Consider the following 18,336-nt stretch of genomic DNA (forward strand, 5'->3'; position numbering starts at 1 on the left):
GGACTGACATGAACACCACGGCAAAGCTGGTTCCGTCGACCGAACTGGCGCGGCAGAATCCCGTCCACTTTCCGAATGAAAGCAAGGCGTACCGCGAGGCGCGCAACGCCTTGCTGGCGGAAGAAATCGAATTGCGGCGGCACATCGAACGCGTGGCCGCACAGCGCCGCGCGTTGCCGCCCGGCGGCGAAGTGACGAAGCGCTATACGTTCCAGGGCGAGCACGGGCCGGTAACGCTCGAAGACCTGTTCGCCGGCAAGGATACGCTGGTGGTCTACAGCTATATGTTCGGGCCGCAGCGGGAGCGGCCTTGTCCGATGTGCACGTCCATCATGGCCGGCTGGGACCACAAGGTTGCGGATATCGAGCAGCGCACGGCACTGGCGATGGTGGCGCGCTCGCCGATCGATCGCCTGGTCGCGGCCAAGCGGGCGCGAGGGTGGAGGCAGCTAAAGGTGTATGCGGATGTGGACGGCGATTTCACGCGCGACTACGTCAGTGCGGAGGATGCGGACGTGCCGGGATATACCGTCTTTTCGCGGCGCGATGGCAAGGTGCGGCATTTCTGGAGTAGCGAGATGTATGCGCTGACGTGCGATCCGGGGCAGGATCCGCGCGGGGCGCCGGATCTGGATGCGTTGTGGACGTTGCTGGATACCACGCCGGAGGGGAGGGGGGATTGGTATCCGGAGCTGGAGTATGGGAAGTGAATTGATCCAAGGATTCCCGCTTCCCGCCGCTTGCACACGAACGTTCACGTTCCTATATGGCGTCGCGTCGCGTACCGACCGTGTGCAAAACTTCTCGTGATCGTGTTCACACCTCCAATGCAACGTAATGCTCGCCGCGACGCGGCCGATGGAACGAACAGCCCAGGCCGTTGGATCGCGGTGGGCGCCCAAGTTGAGCAGAATCCTATATGAGCCAAGTGCCTATCCCCGTGTGGAATGCAATGCAGGTGCTTCCACCTGTCAACGATCTGGATCCTGTCAGCCCGGATAGATCGCCGTACGAAGTCTCGCTCGTATCTGCCGTGGTCAGGTTTGCAACCTCCTGGCAGCGCTGCAGGATATTGCGCGGCTTTCTGGGCTTCCGTGCCACGTTGCACCAGGCGGGAATTACATCAGGATTTCAATGGGTGGATGGAAGCTTCAGTGAGAACGTTGAGGTTCTCGAGGCGAGAAATCCCGGGGATGTCGACGTGGTCAGCTTTCTGGATGATCCGGACGGTGACCTCGGACAGAAATTTCCCGGCGATCTCGCGGATCACGGTGAGGTCAAAAAGGCATTCCTCGTAGATGGCTATTGGGTTGAAACTACGCTGCCGGGGCGGAACCTGGTAACCCTTTCCGCCTACTGGTACAGTATCTGGGCACATCGGCGAAACAGCCAGTGGAAGGGGTTCCTTCAACTTGACCTGGATCCGGCGGAAGACGCCGATGCCCTGGCAGAGTTGACGCAGATCGAGGCCGGCCTTGTACCACGCGCGCCGCCGGCCGGCGCTGCACAAGGGGGGCAACCATGAATCGACAGGAACATACAAGCCTTCTCGCAGAGGAACGCTTTCTTGCCAACCAGCTCGCTCGACTGCCGGCTGGAGCAGGCATCACCAAGCAAAGCCTTGAACATCGCCTGAAGGGTATCCAGGCTGTATTGGCCACTCAGCGCCTCGATCCGAATTCCCCTGCCAAATCGCGTCTGACCTTTCGCGGCCGCCCTGTGCGCGGCACGCATGGAATCGCTGCAGAGTTTGGCGTTGCCGCCACAAAGGCGTTTGCGGATGCAGTGACGGCTGTCGCGGCTTCGTTTTCAGGACCGCTTGCGCCAATGGGGCCTATTCCTAACCGAGATCAAAACCAGCTCCTCATTACTGGTACGGCCGTCGGCTCCTTTGGCTTTGAGTTGGAGGAGGCGAGAAGCCTGGAACTACCACCTGATGACGAAACTCCCCTTAACAGAGCCATGAAGCGAACGGTGCGTCTGATCGAGAGTACGACTGGTACAGACGATGAGTTGGCTGACTCCCTTGCAGAGATTGATCCGCGGGCTCTTGAAAAGGTGAAGGCTTTCTTGGTTGTTCTCGCGGATAACCAGGCAGCGTGCACGATCGAGACCGGGGCTGAGGTTTTCCGCTTTCAGGACTTTGATCAAGTCGCACGTAGTGTTGAACGCTTGAGCAATGAGAATGTTCGTGAAGAAGAGGTGCGGTTAACTGGAAGGTTTGTCGGTGTCCTCCCTCACCATAGAAGCTTTGAGTTCGTGCCGGAAGGGGCCGACGAGGTCATCTACGGAAGGATCGCCGCCAGGCTGGAGCATCCTGCTGAGCTTGCTGGCAATTTGCAGAGCCTTTATGTGTCGACCTTCGCACGAACTCAGGTAGGCGGCGGACGTCCGCGCTACGTGCTTCTGAATGCGGTGCCCGCCGAACAGTCTTAAAGCCATAACCACGCAACATTTAGCGAGGGTGGCGGGCCATAGAGCGAGGGTGGAAACCCGGCGCCTGACTTCGATGGCGCGCTGGCCCTCACCCCCGGCCCCTCTCCCGCGCGCGGGAGAGGGGAGCAAACAAGCGCGGTCAGCTAAACCGCTACCGGCCCCTCGGCCAGCAACGCATCCTCCTTCCAGGTTAGGCCACCCCCAGACAATTGAAAGTGAGGGGTGGCGGGCCATACAGCGAGGGTGGAAACCCGGCGAGATCAAGGAAGAACCCGGCCAGCCTTGCGGCTGCCTCGCGTGGCCCGCCATGGAAGTAAGCCTGTCCTTGATCTACTCCGCGGGTTTCCACGCCCGGTCACCGGCAACCCGATGACGTACCCAGTATTCCCTTCCGGAGTCAGGCAGGCGATAAGAGTTGTCGCATTCCGAACAGGCGGGCGAAGCTTGCCGCAAACGCTTGTGCGTGGGAAATCGCTGAGCCCTGAAATGCGATGGCACAGCGATCCGACCTGTTACGACCCGCCACCCCATCGCCGCATTACGGTTCCGGCTGCGCCGCCAGCCACGCCGCCTCTGCGTCGCTGAACAGCTCCGAGCGCGTCAGGAACCGTCTGCCCGTGCGCCCCTCCAGCGAGAACATCCCGCCCGCGCCCGGCACCACGTCGATCACCAGCCGGGTGTGGCGCCAGTACTCGAACTGCGCGCGCGTCATGTAGAACGCGGCGCCGCCGATCCGGCCCAGGCAGACATCGCCCGGGCCCACCAGCAGCTCGCCGGCGGGATAGCACATCGGCGCGCTGCCGTCGCAGCAGCCGCCGGACTGGTGGAACATCAGCGGGCCGTGCCGCGCGGCCAGCTCGGCGATCAGTGCCAGCGCGGCCGGCGTTGCCACCACGCGCTCGACCGGCAGCGCGGCCGGCGCGGTGTCCGGGCCCGCCATGGTCAGAAGAACCCGAGCGCGTTGGGGCTGTAGCTGACCAGCAGGTTCTTGGTCTGCTGGTAGTGGTCGAGCATCATGCGATGGTTCTCGCGGCCGATGCCGGACTGCTTGTAGCCGCCGAACGCGGCATGGGCCGGGTAGGCGTGGTAGCAGTTGGTCCACACGCGCCCGGCCTGGATCCCGCGGCCCATGCGGAACGCGCGCGCGCCGTCGCGGGTCCAGACTCCGGCGCCGAGGCCGTAGAGCGTGTCGTTGGCGATGGCGAGCGCCTCTTCCTCGTCCTTGAAGGTGGTGACCGAGACCACCGGGCCGAAGATCTCTTCCTGGAAGATGCGCATCTTGTTGTGGCCGGCAAACACGGTCGGCTTGACGTAGTAGCCGCCGGCCAGGTCGCCGTCGAACACGTTGCGCTCGCCGCCGGTGAGGCACTGCGCGCCTTCCTTGCGGCCCAGGTCGATATACGACAGGATCTTCTCCAGCTGTTCGGCCGACGCCTGCGCGCCGATCATGGTGCCGGTGTCGAGCGGATGGCCCTGGCGGATCGCTGCGACTCGCTTGAGCGCGCGCTCCATGAAGCGGTCGTAGATCGATTCCTGGATCAGCGCGCGCGACGGGCAGGTGCAGACCTCGCCCTGGTTCAGCGCGAACATCGCAAAGCCTTCCAGCGCCTTGTCGAAGTAGGCGTCGTCGGCGGCGAGCACGTCTTCGAAGAAGATGTTGGGCGACTTGCCGCCCAGTTCCAGCGTGACCGGGATCAGGTTCTGCGAGGCGTACTGCATGATCAGCCGGCCGGTGGTGGTCTCGCCGGTGAACGCCACCTTGCTGATGCGCGGGCTCGATGCCAGCGGCTTGCCGGCTTCCAGGCCGAAGCCGTTGATCACGTTGACCACGCCCGGCGGCAGCAGGTCGCCGATCACCTCCATCAGCACCAGGATCGAGGCGGGCGTCTGCTCGGCGGGCTTCAGCACCACGCAGTTGCCGGCGGCCAGCGCCGGCGCCAGCTTCCAGGTGGCCATCAGCAGCGGGAAGTTCCACGGGATGATCTGGCCGACCACGCCCAGCGGCTCATGGAAGTGGTAGGCGATGGTGTCGCCGTCGATCTCGGAAATGCCGCCTTCCTGCGCGCGGATGCAGCCCGCGAAGTAGCGGAAGTGGTCGACCGCCAGCGGCAGGTCGGCGGCGGTGGTCTCGCGCACGGGCTTGCCGTTGTCGATGCTCTCGGCCACGGCCAGCAGCTTCAGGTTGGCCTCGATGCGGTCGGCGATGCGGTTCAGGATATTGGCGCGCTCGGTGGTGGAGGTGCGCGCCCACGCGGCCTTGGCGGCGTGCGCGGCATCCAGCGCGGCGTCGACGTCCTGCTGGTTCGAGCGCGGCACGCGCGTGAACGGCTTGCCGGTGATCGGCGTGATGGACTCGAAGTACTCGCCCCCGGCGGGCGGCACCCACTGGCCGCCGATGTAGTTGTCGTACTGCTGCTTGTAGGGGTTGCTGACGCCCAGCTGGGCGATTTCCGCCATGTTCATGTCTCGCTCCGTTCGAGTGATCTGTGTGGTGCCGTCACGGCCTTCGCCGTGCGCACGGAGCAGATCGCAAGAGGTGTGCCGGGGCGGAAGAGGGCGGAAATGCGGGGGAGAAACCGAAGATCTGGCCGCGGAATCGGGCCAGGTGTGCCAGTGCGTGACAGCGGGTGTTCAGGATTGGAACACTCGGCGGATTGACTCGTTGTGCGACAGCGCTTGCTGCTGACCCGCATAATCGCTTCCCTCTCCCGCGAGCGGGAGAGGGAGCAAACCGGCGGACGTTTTAATGCCCGGGCCCGGCCGCGCGCAGCGCCTTCACATCACCCGGCCTCACATCGGCCGGCTGCCCGCCCCACGTCGCACGCAGGTAGTTGGCCAGCTGCGCCAGCTCGTCATCGCTCATGCGTCCGGCAAAGCCGGGCATCTCCTGCATCGCCTCCACGCCGGGAAAGCGCTGCGCCGCGATGCCATCGAGCATCGACACGATCAGGTTGCGCGCGTCGGCGTTGCGCACCGTCGAGTTGCCGGCCATCGACACCGCCACGTGCGGCTTGCCTTCGCCCTCGCGGCCATGGCAGCCCGCGCAGACGGCGACATAGTGGCGGCGGCCCGGTGCCAGTTGCGCGGCGTCGGCGCTCACGGACTTGACCGGCTGCGGCGCGGGCGGCTGGTCGCCCAGCAGGTAGGTGGCCATCGCGGCCAGGTCGCCCTGGTTCAGGTGCTGGCTGCTCAGATGCACCACCGGGTACATCTCGCCGAAGGCCGAGCCCTGCGGCGCGATGCCGGTGGCGAAGAACTGCTGCAGGTCGGCGGCGGTCCAGCCGCGCGCGGCCAGCCCGGCGGGCGTGATGTCCGGCGCGCCGATGCGCGCCAGCGCGGAGCCGGCCAGCGGCTTCGACGGGTCCAGCCGGCCGAACGCGGCGCGCGGCGTGTGGCACTCGGCGCAGTGGCCCAGCGCGTTCGACAGGTAGCGGCCGCGCTGCCACGATGCCGAATTGCCCTGGGAAGCGTCCGGCAGCTTGTCCTCGAGGAACAGCAGGTTCCAGCCCGCCAGCGCGAAGCGCAGGTTGTACGGGAACTGCAGGTCGTGCGCACGGTTGGCCACGGCGGCCGGCTTCACCTGCATCAGGTAGGCGAACATGGCATCGGAATCCGCGCGCGACAGGCCGCGGTACGAGGTGTACGGCATCGCGGGATAGAGCTGCTTGCCCGGGGCCTTGCCGTCATGCAGCGCCTGGTAGAAGTCGTCCGCGCTCCAGTTGCCGATGCCGTGCGTCTTGTCCGGCGTAATGTTGGTGCCGTAGAAGGTCCCGAAGGGTGAGGCCAGTTCCACGCCGCCGGCGAACGGCGCGCCCTGCGGTGCGGTATGGCAGGCGGCGCAGTCGGCCGCGCGCACCAGGTAGCGGCCGCGCGCGATCTGCTCGGCGGGCGACAGCTGCGCCTGGGGGGCCTGGTCGGCAGCAGGGGCAACCGCTTCGGTGCGGCTGCCGCAGCCGGCCATGACCGCGGCTGCGGTCAGGACTGCCAGTGCGGCGCGCGTGGCGATCATCAGGGGCGTGCGCTGCATCACTTGTCGCTCCCGCTATCCAGCACCAGGCCCGGCGTGCTGGTGATCACGTCCCTGACCGCCTCGTAGTAGCGCACGTAGCCGGTGCAGCGGCAGATGTGGCCGTCCAGCGCCCGGGTGATGGTGGCCTCGACCTGGTCCTTCGGCACCGGCTTGCGCCTGAGTTGCTCCACCAGGATGGTGGCGCCGTTGACGAAGCCCGGCGTGCAGTAGCCGCACTGGAAGCTGAAATGCTCCAGGAACTTCTGCTGCACCGGCGTCAGCTCGACCACCTCGCCTTGCTCGTTGCGCTTGCCGTGGCCTTCCACGGTGCGCACCTTGCGGCCGTTGAACCAGTGCGCGCCGGTGATGCAGCTGCGCACTTCCTCGCTGGTGCCGTCGGGCTTGTCGTGGATCACCACGCAGGCGTGGCAGATGCCCTGGCCGCAGCCCAGGCGCGAGCCGGTCAGGTCCAGGTACTCATGCAGGAAATCGATCATCATCAGGCCTTCGGGCACGTCGACCGGACCGACTTCCTTGCCGTTGAGGTTGAGCGTGATGGGCTGGGTGGCGATGCTCATGCCAGTACCTCCTGGATCTTGGCCGCCGTCACCGGCAGGTCGGTGAAGCGGTGGCCGATGGCATGCGCGATGCCGTTGACGATGGCGCCCACCACCGGGATCATCACCACCTCGGCAATGCCCTTGGGCGGGTCGGTTTCGGTGACCGGCGGCAGCACCGTGCCGGTCTGGCTCCACACCGCCACGTCGCTGGCGCGCGGCAGGTGGTAGCGGTTGAAGTTCCAGGTGCCGTTGCCGGGGCCGTCCTCGTAGAGGGGCAGGTATTCATGCAGCGCGTGGCCGATGCCCATGGCGATGCCGCCCTGCAGCTGGCCGGACACCAGCTGCGGCGACAGCTGCGTGCCGCATTCCATGATCGAGTGGTGCGACAGGATTTCCACCTTGCCGCTGGCTTCGTGCACCGACAGCTCGACGAAGGTGCCGACCGCGCTGTAGTAGGTCACCGCGGCGTTGTTGCGCTGCGTGGGCGCGATATGGACCTTGCTGCGATCGAGCACATGCCAGCCGCCCGGGCTGCGCATGCGCGCCTTGCGCGCTGCATCGGCGCCGTCGCCGTAGCGCACCGACAGGCCGTCGACCGGTAGCCGCGCGGCGTGCCCGTTGATGTCGAAATCGGCCTCGCTCCATTGCCAGCGGTTGAAAGCGTGCACGGTGGCGCCGGTCACCAGCCCCAGCTCGTGCGCCTTGGCCGCGAGCTGCTCCAGCGGCAGCGCCTGCAGGCCGCCGGCGCTGAGCTTGCCGTCGACCCAGCGCGCGTCTTCCACGCGCACCACCAGCGAGGCCGCCTGGCCGCCGCCGATGCCCTGGCTCCAGATCGCCATCGCCGCCGGCCACAGCCCGTGCAGGAACACCACGCGCGCGGCTTCGCGCGTGCTGTGGGTGAAGTAGTAGGCCGAGTTGGTGGCGCTGGCGGGCGAGGCATAGGCCGGCGACCAGCGCGGATTGGCCGACAGCCTGTCCTGCTCGGCCTGGCTCATCAGGTAGGGATCGCCGGAGGCGGTCACCGGCAGGTCGGTCCAGTCGGTGACGGAAGTGCGCACCTCGCGCGCCGGCTTGCCCAGCCAGCGCGCCACCGCGGCGGCCTGCGACGTCGACATGCCGGTGCCGATCTCGGCGCCGGAGTGATGCAGCACGATGCTGCCGTCGGCCTTCAGCTCGACCTTGGCGAACGACGCTTCCGCGCCGGTGCCGAAGTCCTTCTGCACGCACGCAAAGCCCACGCCATAGCGGCGGCCCGGGTGGGCGGCTTCGTACTCCGCCTTCTTGCTGGCGCGGTTGGTCCACAGCGGATAGGCCTTCGCTGCCTCCAGCACCTCGTCGACGCGGATCGCCCCGGCGGGGATCGCGCCCTGCGTGTTCTTCATGCCCGAGCGCAGCGCGTTCTTCAGCCGGAACTCGATCGGGTCGAGCTTGAGCTGCTCGGCGAACTCGTCGACCATCATCTCGGTCGCGGCCATGCTCTGCAGCGTGCCGTAGCCGCGCGCCGAGCCCGCGTCGATGGCGCGCGACGCGATCGCGACCGCGGTCAGGTCGTTGTTCGGGAAGTAGTAGATCGATTGCGCCGCGGTGGCGCCCACCATCGCCACCGACGGCGAGAAATTGGAGCGCCCGCCGCCGTTGGCTTCGAGGTCGCCCTGGAAAGCCTGGAACAGGCCGGTGTTGCGGTCCACCGCGATGCGGTAGCGCATCCTGAAGGCGTGGCGCTTGATCGAGGTCTGGAACTGCTCGTAGCGGTCGTTGGCCAGCCGCACCGGCTTGCCGTCGGCGTACAGCGCCGTGACCAGGCCATAGAACGGGAAGTTGTAGTGGTCCTTGGAGCCGTAGCCGACCGTGTAGCACGGGTGCAGAAACACCTGCTTCACCGGGAATGCGCCTTTGGCCTTCGCCAGCATCTCGGCCACGCTTTCGGCGACCTCGTTCGGCCCTTGCGTCGGCACCACCATGTGCAGCGCCTGCGCGGCGGCGTCGTACCAGCAGTTGGCGTTGTCGGGCTCGAGCGCGGCGGTATCGGCCGACTGCGAGTTGTATTCGCGCTCGAGCACCAGCCAGTCGTCGGACGGCCTTGCCAGCTGCGCGCGGATCCGTGCGGCGTGGTGCATGCCCTGTTCGCCGAGCTGGCCGTGGTCCTTGCCGTCCGGCCAGACCGGCTGGTGCTTGCGCATCATGCTGGGGAACACCGGCGCATGCTTCAGGCTGGAGAACACGTCGTCCGCATAGGGCGTGGCGCCGCCCACGCGCACGAAGCGGAAGGTGCCCCACGGGTCGCGTTCCAGCGGGCCGGTCTTCGCGCCGTAGCGGATCACGTCGTCGCGGAACTTGAGCTTGTCCTTGGCAAAGCGGAAGCGCGCGAAGTCGTGGTAGATCAGGATCGCCACCGCGTGCCCCAGGTAGGCCGGGGTCTTGCCGGCGGGCAGCAGCATGTCGTCGCCGTAGAAGGCGGGGAAGGCGACGCCGTCGCGGGCCAGGTCGTCGGCGGTGACGACGCGGTCGGGCTTGAGCCCGTCGCCGAGCACGCCCAGGTCGAAGCCCTCATAGATGCGGTCGGCCCGGGCCACGCGCAGGATGAAGGCGTGCGACTGCTGCCGCGGCCAGTGCGGCATGTCGCGCGAGCGGATATCGCGCGCAAACACCTTGGCGCCGGTGACCTTGGCGATGCCGTCGATGCGGAACCTGGGGGCGCCGGCCCTGGCGTCCCACTGCACGGGGGTCAGGATCTTGTCTTCGAACAAGGCCGCGAAAGCCTTGCCGCCGATGGGTGCGATATAGACCGACACCCCGGCCACGACGCTGGCTTTGAGGAAGGTGCGCCGTGAAGGGTTGAAGCTGGGCATGGATTTCCTTGGGGGTTGCGCAAGATTGCGCGGCAAGGGCAGCCATCCGCGGGCCAGCCCGGGGGCTGGCGCGGATACGGTTCAGGTGTTCAGGGGACGCGGCCGCGATGGTGCGGCCGCTGCAGGGCATGGCGTGCCGCCAGTCACTACGGCTGCGGCGCGGGTGAATCGGGGCGGGGCATGGTTGTCATGGTCCTGGCGCTGAACGGCTGCGCTGACCCCGCGATTGTCGCCGTGGCCTAGGGTTTACCTCAAGGCAGCGCGTTGAATAACGGTTATCATCCGGCGCGAATATTACCCGCCGGCCTTCCGTTCAGGCCCTGGGCCTTGCCGAGGCCGGATCGTAGGCCGCGCGCAGGTGCACGCGCGCGGGCAGCAGGGCGCCGGCCAGGTCGACGTGGTAGCTGCCGGCTTCCAGCCACGCCGCATCGGCCGGCCCGTCCGCGCGCGCCAGCAACGCCATGCCGACGGGGCAGCCCAGCGTATGCCCGAACGCGGCGGAACTGAGCGATCCCACCGCGCGCACGCTGCCGTCGGGGCCGGTGCGCAGCACGGCTTCGCCGCCCCACAGCATGGCGTCGCTGGCGCCGTCGACCGTCACCACCACCATGCGCCGCCTGGGCGCGCCCGCCTGGCGCAGCCGCAGCAGCGCTTCACGCCCGCGGAAATCGATGCCGCTGGCCAGCTTGCAGGCGAACGACAGTCCCGCCTCGAACGGATCGACCGACGGCGACAGCTCGCGGCCCCAGGCGCGGTAGCCCTTTTCCAGCCGCAGCGACTCGATCGCGTAATAGCCGGCATTGACCAGCCCGAGCGCGCGGCCGGCCGCATGCAGGGTCTCGTACACGCCCACCGCGAACTCCACCGGCACGTACAGTTCCCAGCCCAGCTCGCCCACGTAGGTCAGGCGCGTCGCACGCACGGTGGCATAGCCGAGGTCGATCTCGCGCGAGCTGCCGAACGGAAAGCCTTCATTGGAGAAATCCGCGCGCGATACCTTCTGCAGCAGCTCGCGCGAGCGCGGTCCCATCACCGCCAGCACCGCGTACTGGCCGGTGACGTCGACGATCACGCAGCGCTGGTCGGCGGGGATCTGCCGTTCGATATAGCTGAAGTCGCGCGTGGTCTGCGCCGACCCGGTCACCACCAGGTACTGGTCGTGCGCCAGCCGCGTCACGGTCAGGTCGGACTCATAGGTGCCGCGCTCGTTGAGCATCGCGGTGTAGACGGTCTGGCCGGGCGGCACCGCCACGTCGTTGCTCATCACGTACTGCAGCACCGCCTCGGCGTCGGCGCCCTTGACCAGGTACTTGGAGAACGAGCTCATGTCGAACAGCGCCACGCCCTCGCGACAGGCGCGGTGCTCGGCGCCGCTCCACGGCAGCCAGTTCTGCTGGCCGAAGGCGTATTCGATCTGTGGCGATGCACCCGGCGGCGCGAAGAAGTTGGGCCGTTCCCAGCCCATCTTGCTGCCGAAGCCGGCGCCGGCATCGCGCAACTGCGCATACAGGGGAGAGCGGCGGAACGGCCGCGCGCTCTCCAGTTCGCGGTTCGGCCACGGCATCGCGTAATGCAGCCCGAGCGTTTCCTTGACGCGGTCGTGCAGCCAGCACTGGTTGCCGTTGAAGCCGGCGAAGCGGCGGATATCGACCGGCCACAGGTCCATGGTGGGCTCGCCCGCGACGATCCATTCGGCCAGCGCCATGCCGGCGCCGCCGGCCGAGGCGATGCCCATCGAGTTGAAGCCCGCGCCGACGTAGAAGTTGCGCAGCTCCGGTGCCTCGCCCAGGATGAAGTTGTTGTCCGGCGTGAACGATTCCGGGCCGTTGTAGAACTGCTTGACCTGCGCGGTTTCCAGCGCCGGCACGCGCACCAGCGCGTTTTCCATCAGGATCTGGAACTGGTCCCAGTCATCGGGCAGCAGCTGGAACTCGAACGGCTCGGGGATGCCCTGCATGCCCCACGGCTTGGCGTCCGGCTCGAAGCCGCCCATCACCAGCCCGCCCACTTCCTCCTTGAAGTAGATAAAGCCGTCGGGGTCGCGCATCACCGGCAGGTCGGGATGCACGCCGGCAATGCGCTCGGTGACGATGTAGTAATGCTCGGCCGAATGCAGCGGCACGGTCACGCCGCACATCTGCCCCACCTGGCGCGCCCACTGGCCGGCGCAATTGACCACGATCTCGGCTTCGATGCGGCCTTCGTCGCCGGCCTTGTTGCGCCAGCTGACGCCGGTGGCGCGGCCATCGCGGGTGTGGAGCGCGGTGGTCTTGGTGTCCTGCGCGACCACCGCGCCGCGTGAGCGCGCGCCACGTGCCAGCGCCTGCGTGAGGTCCGTCGGGTTGGCCTTGCCGTCGCCCGGCAGCCACACTGCGCCAAGCAGATCGTCGGTGCGCATCACCGGCCACAGTTCGCCGGCCTGGGACGCAGAGATGACTTCGCATTCAACACCATAGGCCCGCGCCACCGCCGCGGTGCGGCGCAGTTGCGTCATGCGCTCAGCCGTGCGCGCCACCGACAGCGACCCGCATTGCTTCCAGCCGGTGCCAAGGCCGGTCTCCGCTTCCAGCTCGCTGTAGAGGCGGGTCGAGTAGCGGATCAGCTTGGTCATGCTCTCCTGCGCGCGCAACTGGCCGACCAGGCCCGCTGCGTGCCAGGTCGTGCCGCACGAGAGCTGCCCTTGCTCAAGCAGAACCACGTCTTTCCAGCCCAGCTTGGTCAGGTGGTAGGCCACGCTGCAGCCGATGATGCCGCCGCCGATGATGACGACGCGGGAGTGGGAGGGCAGTGGGGGCATGTAGGGCACCTTGGGAACGATGATCAGCGCGTGGCTGAATCTTATTCCACAAAATGCCAAATAACAACGCAAAATGCAACAGAGCGCTCGCGAGGCCGCGCGGCAGTGGCAACTAAAGCGCCGCAGGTCAGAAGGGCCCTTTCACCTCAGGATCGCCATGTCCGGCGAACAGCTTCAGCGTCAGGCGCTGCGCAAGGTTGCCATACGGCGGAAGGAACAAGCCGATAGGAAAGAAGCGATGCCGCTTGAACACGGTGCGCGCGTGCGACAGCTCCCGGAACCCCTCCTCGCCGTGATAATTGCCCATCCCTGACTGGCCGACGCCGCCAAAGGGCGCATCGTGGTTGACCACGTGCCAGGCCCAGTCGTTGATCGTGACCCCGCCGGAATGCGTGCGCGCCAGCAGCTTCTCGCGTTCAGGCTTGTCATGGCTGAAGCAGTACAGCGCCAGCGGGCGTGCTTGCCGCTGCACCATTTCGATTGCTTGCTCGTGCGTGTCGTAGGGCACCACGGGCAAGACGGGGCCGAAGATTTCCTCGCGCATCAGGCGCATCTGCGGCGTGCAATGCGTGACGATATGGAGTGGCATGCGCCGCCCGCTGCCAACCTCGCCGCAGGCGATGACCGTCGCGCCCTTGGCGCGTGCATCGTCCAGCAGGTCCAGTATCCGCGCCGCGTGGCGGTCGGTGGCCAGCGCTGTGTAGTCGGCGTTGGTGTCAGTCAGCTTGCCGAACAGTTTCCCGAAACTCTGCTGCAATGCGTCGACGAAGGCGTCCACCTGCTCTCGCGGCACCAATGCATAGTCAGGTGCCACGCAGATCTGCCCGCAGTTGATCCCCTTGCCATGGGCGATGCTTCTGGCGGCCTCGCGCACCGGATAGTCGCGCAACACGATGGCAGGCGACTTGCCGCCGAGTTCCAGCGTGACCGGCGTGAGATTGCGCGCTGCCTGGGCCATGACAATGCGGCCCACCGCCGGCGAGCCGGTGAAGACAATGTGGTTGAAGGGCAGGGCGGTGAAGACGGCGGGATCTTCCAGCTCCTCGCCAATCAGCGCAACATGGTCCTCGGCGAAGACCTCGCCCAGCATCTTCCTGAGCGTGGCGTTGGTGGCCGGAGTGGTCTCCGGCATCCTGATCATGACGCGGTTGCCTGCCGCCAGCGCTGTCACCAGCGGCCCGAGCGACAGGTAGACCGGGAAATTCCAGGTGGCGATAACCCCGACCACGCCCTTGGGCTGGTATCTCACCTGGAGGCTGTTGGTCGCAAACAGCAGTTCGGGCCTGCGTCGGCTCGGGCGCATCCAGCGGCGCAGGTGCGAGATCGCGTGCCGGATTTCGAGCGTGGTCGGCAGGACTTCCAACATCTTGGTTTCGGCCACGGCCCGCTCGCCGAAGTCGCGCGAAATTGCCTCGGCCAGCACGTCCTGGTAGCGCAGCAGTTGCCGTTTGAGTGCGTGCAGGTGGTTCCGTCTTGTGCCGGCGTCCGGGCAGGTGTCCTGCAGGAAGGCTTGCTGCTGGGCAGCGAATAGCGCTTCCACGCGGGCATGCTCAATGGCCTGGCTGGCCTGCTGATCTGTCAGCGCGCGGTCATTCATGCCGACCTCCGCTGTTCGGTGGCCTGCGGCAGCGCATCGGATCGGGTTTCCTCTTCGGCATAGGCGCGGCCGCCAAAGCGCAGCGCGGAATGTTCGCGACGAGACTGGCACAGCGGGTAGAACATCTGGATGAACCAGCGCTCCTGGCCAAAGATCAGATCGTCCTGCAAGCCGACCTTGGCCGGGTACTTGCGCGTGATGTGGGCGGTGCCGAACAGGATGTCCCAGAAGAACAGGAGATTGCCGAAGTTGCCCTTGTAATGCCCGATGCCGTCCTCGTTGGTCAGCGCGTGATGGGCCCAGTGCGTGGCAGGCGTCGAGATGGTCCGTTCCAGCAGCCACATCAGCGGGCGCAGCACACGGATCCTGTACAAGGGCTCGTCCCAGCGCCATGCGCTATGCGCCCCGAGAATCACGGCGATCTTGATGACGAAGTAGACGCCGTAGACCTTGGCAAAGCCGAGGTAAAGCAACACACCCGCGAACCAGAGACCCGGCATCATCAGGTAATAGAAGAAGTTGTTGCGGTACGTGATGCGGATGCTCATGTATTGCGCGGTGTGGTGCGCGCGGTGCAATGGCCACAACAATGGGGTATGCGAGATCCGATGCCACCAGTACTGGGTCAGGTCATCGCAAACCAGCAGGATCGCGGCCATGGCCCACCACGGCAGGTCCGCCCAGGCGCCACGCTGTTCCGGAATCAGCCACGTGCAGAGCACGTTCGTGGCGAGCAAGAGCAGCGGCTGCACCACCGCCAGCAAGCTCAGGAACATGGCCAGTTCCAGCCGGGTGTCGTCCTGTGTAGCGTGAACGCTATCTTTGTAGCGCCGTGTGACGATCTCCAGCCCGGCAAAGCCAAGCATGAGTGTCACGATCAATATGTTCTGTAGTTGCGGACTCATGTGGGTGTCTCCGATCTCGCTTATGGGCTGTACGACGCCAGCGTCCGGATGACTGTAGGCTTGCCGTGCTAATGCGTCCAATGCATACTTCGCAATGTTCTAATGCGTTGAGAGCATTGAAATGGTGGACCTCCGCCGCCTCAGTCATGTCCTGGCGCTTGCCGATGAGTTGCATTTCGCGCGGGCGGCGGAGCGTGTTCACCTTAGCCAGCCAGCCTTCAGTCGCAGCATCCAGGCCATTGAAGGCGACCTGGGCATCCGCCTGTTCGATCGCGACATCGGAGACGTGCGGCCAACCCCGGCCGGCGAATTCGTGATCGCGCGGGCGCGGCGGCTGCTGTTCGAGGCACGCTGCCTGCAGCGCGATGTCGATCTCTATCGCGACAGTCAGTTGGGCGACACGGCCTTCGGCATCGGGCCCTTCCCGGCCGCGACCCTCTTGCCGTTGGTGCTGACCGAATTGCGCCGACTGCATCCGGAGGTTGCCTTGCGCGTGGAGGAGAGCAACTGGCAGCAGTTGCTGGAACGCCTGCGCGCCGAGGATATCGAGTTCTTCGTCGCCGATGTGCGCGACCTGCCCGATGACGCGGCGCTGGATATCCGTCCCCTGGGAAAGCAGCGCGGCGACCTCTACGGCCGCGCCGCGCATCCGCTTGCCGGACGTGAATGCTCATTGAAGGACGCCTGGGCGTACGGCATCGCGGCGACGAAGCTGCCAAGCCCGGTGCGAGCTGCGCTGGCAAGGTTGCTTGGTTTACCTGCGGGCCAGGAACCCGTCCTTGCGCTGGAATGCGATGACATTGCCGTGCTCCGGCGCGTGGCGTTGTCCACCGACACGGTGCTTGCCGCGACGCAGGTGTCGATGCGGGCAGATGTTGAGTCAGGCGCGCTGTTGCCGCTGCAAATCCGCGGGCTGCCCTCGCTGTATTCCGAAATGGGAGTGGTGAGCCTTCGCAACCGGACGCCATCGCCGATGGCGCAGAATGCCATCGCCTGCTTCACGCGGGTAGCCCGCGAAATGAACCGCTAGCTGACGCGGATCGCCACGGGAAAATGATCCCTACCGCGCCATCTGCAGCGTCACAATGCCCGCAAGCACCAGCGCTGTGGCAATCAGCCGGCGCCGGTCGAACGCCTCGCGCAGCAGGAAGTGCCCCAGCAGCGCGGCGAAGATCACGCTCGACTCGCGCAGCGCCGCCAGCTTGGCCACCGGCGCCAGCGTCATGGCCCACAGCATCAGCGCATACGAGCCCACGCGGTTGATGCCGCCGATGCCGGCACGCTTCCATTCGGTGCGCAGCAGCGCCAGCAGCGCCGTGCCGCGGCGGGCAAAAGCGTAGCCGGGCATGAACACGTGCGACATCGCCTGCAGCCAGACGATGTAGGTCAGCACCTCGCCATGGCGCTTGACCGCGGTGCCGTCGATCACGGTGCCGCCCGCCAGGCAGGCCCCGGCCAGCAGCGCGAAGCCAAGCAGGTCGGGCGCCTGCCGGCGCCAGTGCACCAGGCTGACCAGCCCGCAGCAGATCAGCGCGATGCCGGCATAGCCGCCCGGGCCCAGCCGTTCGCTGCCGGTCAGCAACAGCAGCATCGCCACCATCATCGGCGCCGAGCCGCGCATCAGCGGATAGGCCTGGCTGAAGTCGCCGCGGTTGTAGGCGGCCACCAGCGACAGCTTGTAGACCACCTCCAGCGCCACCGTGGCCAGCAGGAACGGCCATACCTGCGGTGCCGGCACGGGCACCACGAACAGGAACGGCAGCGCCACCAGCAGGCAGAAGGTGTCGATCAGCGCCATCGACGACAGGCGGTCGCCGCCGATCTTGACGATGGCGTTCCACGACGCATGCATCAGTGCCGACAGCATCACGGCGGCAAATGCGAGGCCGTGGAAATCCGGGGGGAGGGACATGAAGGGGTGGTTGGTTCTTGTGGTTTGCTGGGTCGAGGCGTTTCGCGAACCCGCTTGTTTTCTCCCCTCTCCCGCTTGCGGGAGAGGGGAGCTTGCTGCCAACGATTGAGGAAGCTCAGTCTATTAAGCCGCCTCTGCCAGCCGCCCCTGCATCTCGATCCCCATCTCCCTTAGCACCTCGCCGATTGCCGTCACCACGTTGCGCATCTCGTTGTCGTCGATCGCGCCGATGCAGCCCACGCGGAAGGTTTCCACCTGGGTCAGCTTGCCCGGATACAGGATGTAGCCGCGCTCGCGCACCTTGGCGTAGAAGCTCTTGAAGTCATAGCGAGCATCCGCCGGCGCGTGGAAGGTGACGATGATCGGGGCCTGCACCGCCGCCGGCAGGAAGGCGCGGAAGCCCAGCGCCGCCATGCCCTTTACCAGCGTGTCGCAGTTGCGGCGATAGCGCGCGCCGCGCACCGGCTGGCCGCCTTCTTCCAGGAACTGGTCCAGCGCCGCGCGGAACGCGGCCACTACGTGCGTCGGCGGGGTGAAGCGCCACTGCGTGGTCTTCTGCATGTAGACGTACTGGTCGTAGAGGTCCAGCGCCAGTGAGTGGCTGTTGCCCTGGCTGGCTTCCAGCACGTCCTTTCTCACCAGCACGAAGCCCATGCCGGGCACGCCCTCGATGCACTTGCCGGTGGCGGCCACCAGCGCGTCGAAGGGCATGGTGCGCGCATCGATCTCGATCGCGCCGAACGAGCTCATGGCATCGACGATCAGGCCCTTGCCCAGCCGCTGGCACAGCTGCGCGATGTCCTGCAGCGGGTTGAGCACGCCGGCGCCGGTCTCGCAGTGCACCTGCGCCACGTGCGTGATCGACGGATCGCGCCGCAGCGCTTCCTCGATCAGCGCGGCGCTGGCGGGCTGGTCTTCCGGGATCGGCAGCTCCACGCTGGCGCGGCCGAGCACCTTGCAGATCTTCAGGATGCGCTGGCAATAGGCGCCGTTCTGGGGCACCAGCACCTTGCCGTCGCGCGGCACCACGTTGGCGATGGCGGCTTCCACCGAGAAGGTGCCGCTGCCCTGCATCGGCACGCAGACATGGGTGCCTTCGCCGTGGACGATGCGCACCAGGTCGTCGCACAGGCTGCGCGTGATGGTGTTGAAGGCGGCGTCCCACGAGCCCCAGTCGCGCAGCATGGCTTGCTTGGTGGCGAGCGAGGTGGTCAGGGGGCCGGGGGTCAGAAGGATCGGGTCGTTGCCGCGAATCATGTTGAACTCCTGAT

The 18,336-nt window shown here is 66.5% G+C and carries 14 protein-coding genes; 4 read left to right on the top strand and 10 right to left on the bottom strand.

The window, feature by feature from the left end; translation table 11 throughout:
• Positions 1-8 precede the first annotated feature (8 nt).
• The 3 genes from AC3FMM_RS17750 (at position 9) to AC3FMM_RS17760 (ending at position 2,436) form a co-directional block, all read left to right on the top strand.
• Entirely contained in the window at positions 9-710 is a 702-nt protein-coding gene (locus AC3FMM_RS17750) for a DUF899 family protein (RefSeq protein WP_116314659.1), read from the top strand.
• Between the two features lie 209 nt (positions 711-919).
• Positions 920-1,525 (top strand): DUF6932 family protein, encoded by a 606-nt coding sequence (locus AC3FMM_RS17755; protein ID WP_488687190.1) that lies wholly within the window; start codon positions 920-922, stop codon positions 1,523-1,525.
• On the top strand, positions 1,522-2,436 hold the full coding sequence (locus AC3FMM_RS17760) for a hypothetical protein (protein WP_488687191.1): 915 nt from the start codon (positions 1,522-1,524) through the stop codon (positions 2,434-2,436). The genes AC3FMM_RS17755 and AC3FMM_RS17760 overlap by 4 nt, the downstream gene beginning before the upstream one ends.
• Positions 2,437-2,974: 538 nt before the next feature.
• Here AC3FMM_RS17760 and AC3FMM_RS17765 read toward each other — a convergent pair.
• The 8 genes from AC3FMM_RS17765 to AC3FMM_RS17800 form a co-directional block, all read right to left on the bottom strand.
• Positions 2,975-3,376, bottom strand: a complete 402-nt coding sequence (locus AC3FMM_RS17765) for a DUF779 domain-containing protein (RefSeq protein WP_116314658.1) — start codon at positions 3,374-3,376, stop codon at positions 2,975-2,977.
• 2 nt (positions 3,377-3,378) lie between these two features.
• Positions 3,379-4,899: an aldehyde dehydrogenase gene (gene adh / locus AC3FMM_RS17770; protein WP_414248896.1), complete on the bottom strand. Its 1,521-nt coding sequence runs from the start codon at positions 4,897-4,899 to the stop codon at positions 3,379-3,381.
• Between the two features lie 280 nt (positions 4,900-5,179).
• Complete coding sequence (locus tag AC3FMM_RS17775; RefSeq protein ID WP_115712865.1) at positions 5,180-6,463, bottom strand: c-type cytochrome; 1,284 nt, start codon at positions 6,461-6,463, stop codon at positions 5,180-5,182.
• Entirely contained in the window at positions 6,463-7,023 is a 561-nt protein-coding gene (locus AC3FMM_RS17780; protein ID WP_115712867.1) for a (2Fe-2S)-binding protein, read from the bottom strand. Before AC3FMM_RS17780 ends, AC3FMM_RS17775 begins: the two co-directional genes overlap by 1 nt.
• Positions 7,020-9,854, bottom strand: coding sequence for a xanthine dehydrogenase family protein molybdopterin-binding subunit (locus AC3FMM_RS17785; protein WP_488687192.1), 2,835 nt, complete (start codon positions 9,852-9,854; stop codon positions 7,020-7,022). The genes AC3FMM_RS17780 and AC3FMM_RS17785 overlap by 4 nt, the downstream gene beginning before the upstream one ends.
• A gap of 313 nt (positions 9,855-10,167) precedes the next feature.
• The gene (locus AC3FMM_RS17790; RefSeq protein ID WP_488687193.1) at positions 10,168-12,651 is read right to left on the bottom strand and encodes a GcvT family protein; all 2,484 of its coding nucleotides are present in this window, start codon (positions 12,649-12,651) and stop codon (positions 10,168-10,170) included.
• A 127-nt stretch (positions 12,652-12,778) separates the two neighbouring features.
• Positions 12,779-14,248, bottom strand: coding sequence for a coniferyl aldehyde dehydrogenase (locus AC3FMM_RS17795; protein ID WP_414248893.1), 1,470 nt, complete (start codon positions 14,246-14,248; stop codon positions 12,779-12,781).
• Positions 14,245-15,153: a sterol desaturase family protein gene (locus AC3FMM_RS17800; protein WP_115712873.1), complete on the bottom strand. Its 909-nt coding sequence runs from the start codon at positions 15,151-15,153 to the stop codon at positions 14,245-14,247. Before AC3FMM_RS17800 ends, AC3FMM_RS17795 begins: the two co-directional genes overlap by 4 nt.
• A gap of 121 nt (positions 15,154-15,274) precedes the next feature.
• Here AC3FMM_RS17800 and AC3FMM_RS17805 point away from each other — a divergent pair, with 121 nt between their 5' ends.
• Positions 15,275-16,183, top strand: coding sequence for a LysR family transcriptional regulator (locus AC3FMM_RS17805; protein ID WP_414248891.1), 909 nt, complete (start codon positions 15,275-15,277; stop codon positions 16,181-16,183).
• 30 nt (positions 16,184-16,213) lie between these two features.
• Here the strand turns inward: AC3FMM_RS17805 and AC3FMM_RS17810 are convergent, their stop codons facing one another.
• Positions 16,214-17,065, bottom strand: coding sequence for an EamA family transporter (locus tag AC3FMM_RS17810; protein ID WP_115712875.1), 852 nt, complete (start codon positions 17,063-17,065; stop codon positions 16,214-16,216).
• 123 nt (positions 17,066-17,188) lie between these two features.
• A complete protein-coding gene (locus AC3FMM_RS17815) occupies positions 17,189-18,322 on the bottom strand; it encodes a 2-aminoethylphosphonate--pyruvate transaminase (protein ID WP_488687194.1) in 1,134 nt (377 codons plus the stop codon).
• Positions 18,323-18,336 lie beyond the last annotated feature (14 nt).

The organism is Cupriavidus sp. 207A1 (genome assembly GCF_057798955.1).

Excerpts from the sequence above, each read along its gene's own strand:
- AC3FMM_RS17760 (WP_488687191.1), top strand. The coding sequence starts at position 1,522 with ATGAATCGACAGGAACATACAAGCCTTCTCGCAGAGGAACGCTTTCTT.
- AC3FMM_RS17805 (WP_414248891.1), top strand. The coding sequence starts at position 15,275 with ATGGTGGACCTCCGCCGCCTCAGTCATGTCCTGGCGCTTGCCGATGAG.
- AC3FMM_RS17800 (WP_115712873.1), bottom strand. The coding sequence starts at position 15,153 with ATGAGTCCGCAACTACAGAACATATTGATCGTGACACTCATGCTTGGC.
- AC3FMM_RS17795 (WP_414248893.1), bottom strand. The coding sequence starts at position 14,248 with ATGAATGACCGCGCGCTGACAGATCAGCAGGCCAGCCAGGCCATTGAG.
- AC3FMM_RS17750 (WP_116314659.1), top strand. The coding sequence starts at position 9 with ATGAACACCACGGCAAAGCTGGTTCCGTCGACCGAACTGGCGCGGCAG.
- AC3FMM_RS17790 (WP_488687193.1), bottom strand. The coding sequence starts at position 12,651 with ATGCCCCCACTGCCCTCCCACTCCCGCGTCGTCATCATCGGCGGCGGC.
- AC3FMM_RS17785 (WP_488687192.1), bottom strand. The coding sequence starts at position 9,854 with ATGCCCAGCTTCAACCCTTCACGGCGCACCTTCCTCAAAGCCAGCGTC.
- AC3FMM_RS17765 (WP_116314658.1), bottom strand. The coding sequence starts at position 3,376 with ATGGCGGGCCCGGACACCGCGCCGGCCGCGCTGCCGGTCGAGCGCGTG.
- adh (WP_414248896.1), bottom strand. The coding sequence starts at position 4,899 with ATGAACATGGCGGAAATCGCCCAGCTGGGCGTCAGCAACCCCTACAAG.
- AC3FMM_RS17755 (WP_488687190.1), top strand. The coding sequence starts at position 920 with ATGAGCCAAGTGCCTATCCCCGTGTGGAATGCAATGCAGGTGCTTCCA.
- AC3FMM_RS17780 (WP_115712867.1), bottom strand. The coding sequence starts at position 7,023 with ATGAGCATCGCCACCCAGCCCATCACGCTCAACCTCAACGGCAAGGAA.
- AC3FMM_RS17815 (WP_488687194.1), bottom strand. The coding sequence starts at position 18,322 with ATGATTCGCGGCAACGACCCGATCCTTCTGACCCCCGGCCCCCTGACC.
- AC3FMM_RS17810 (WP_115712875.1), bottom strand. The coding sequence starts at position 17,065 with ATGTCCCTCCCCCCGGATTTCCACGGCCTCGCATTTGCCGCCGTGATG.
- AC3FMM_RS17775 (WP_115712865.1), bottom strand. The coding sequence starts at position 6,463 with ATGCAGCGCACGCCCCTGATGATCGCCACGCGCGCCGCACTGGCAGTC.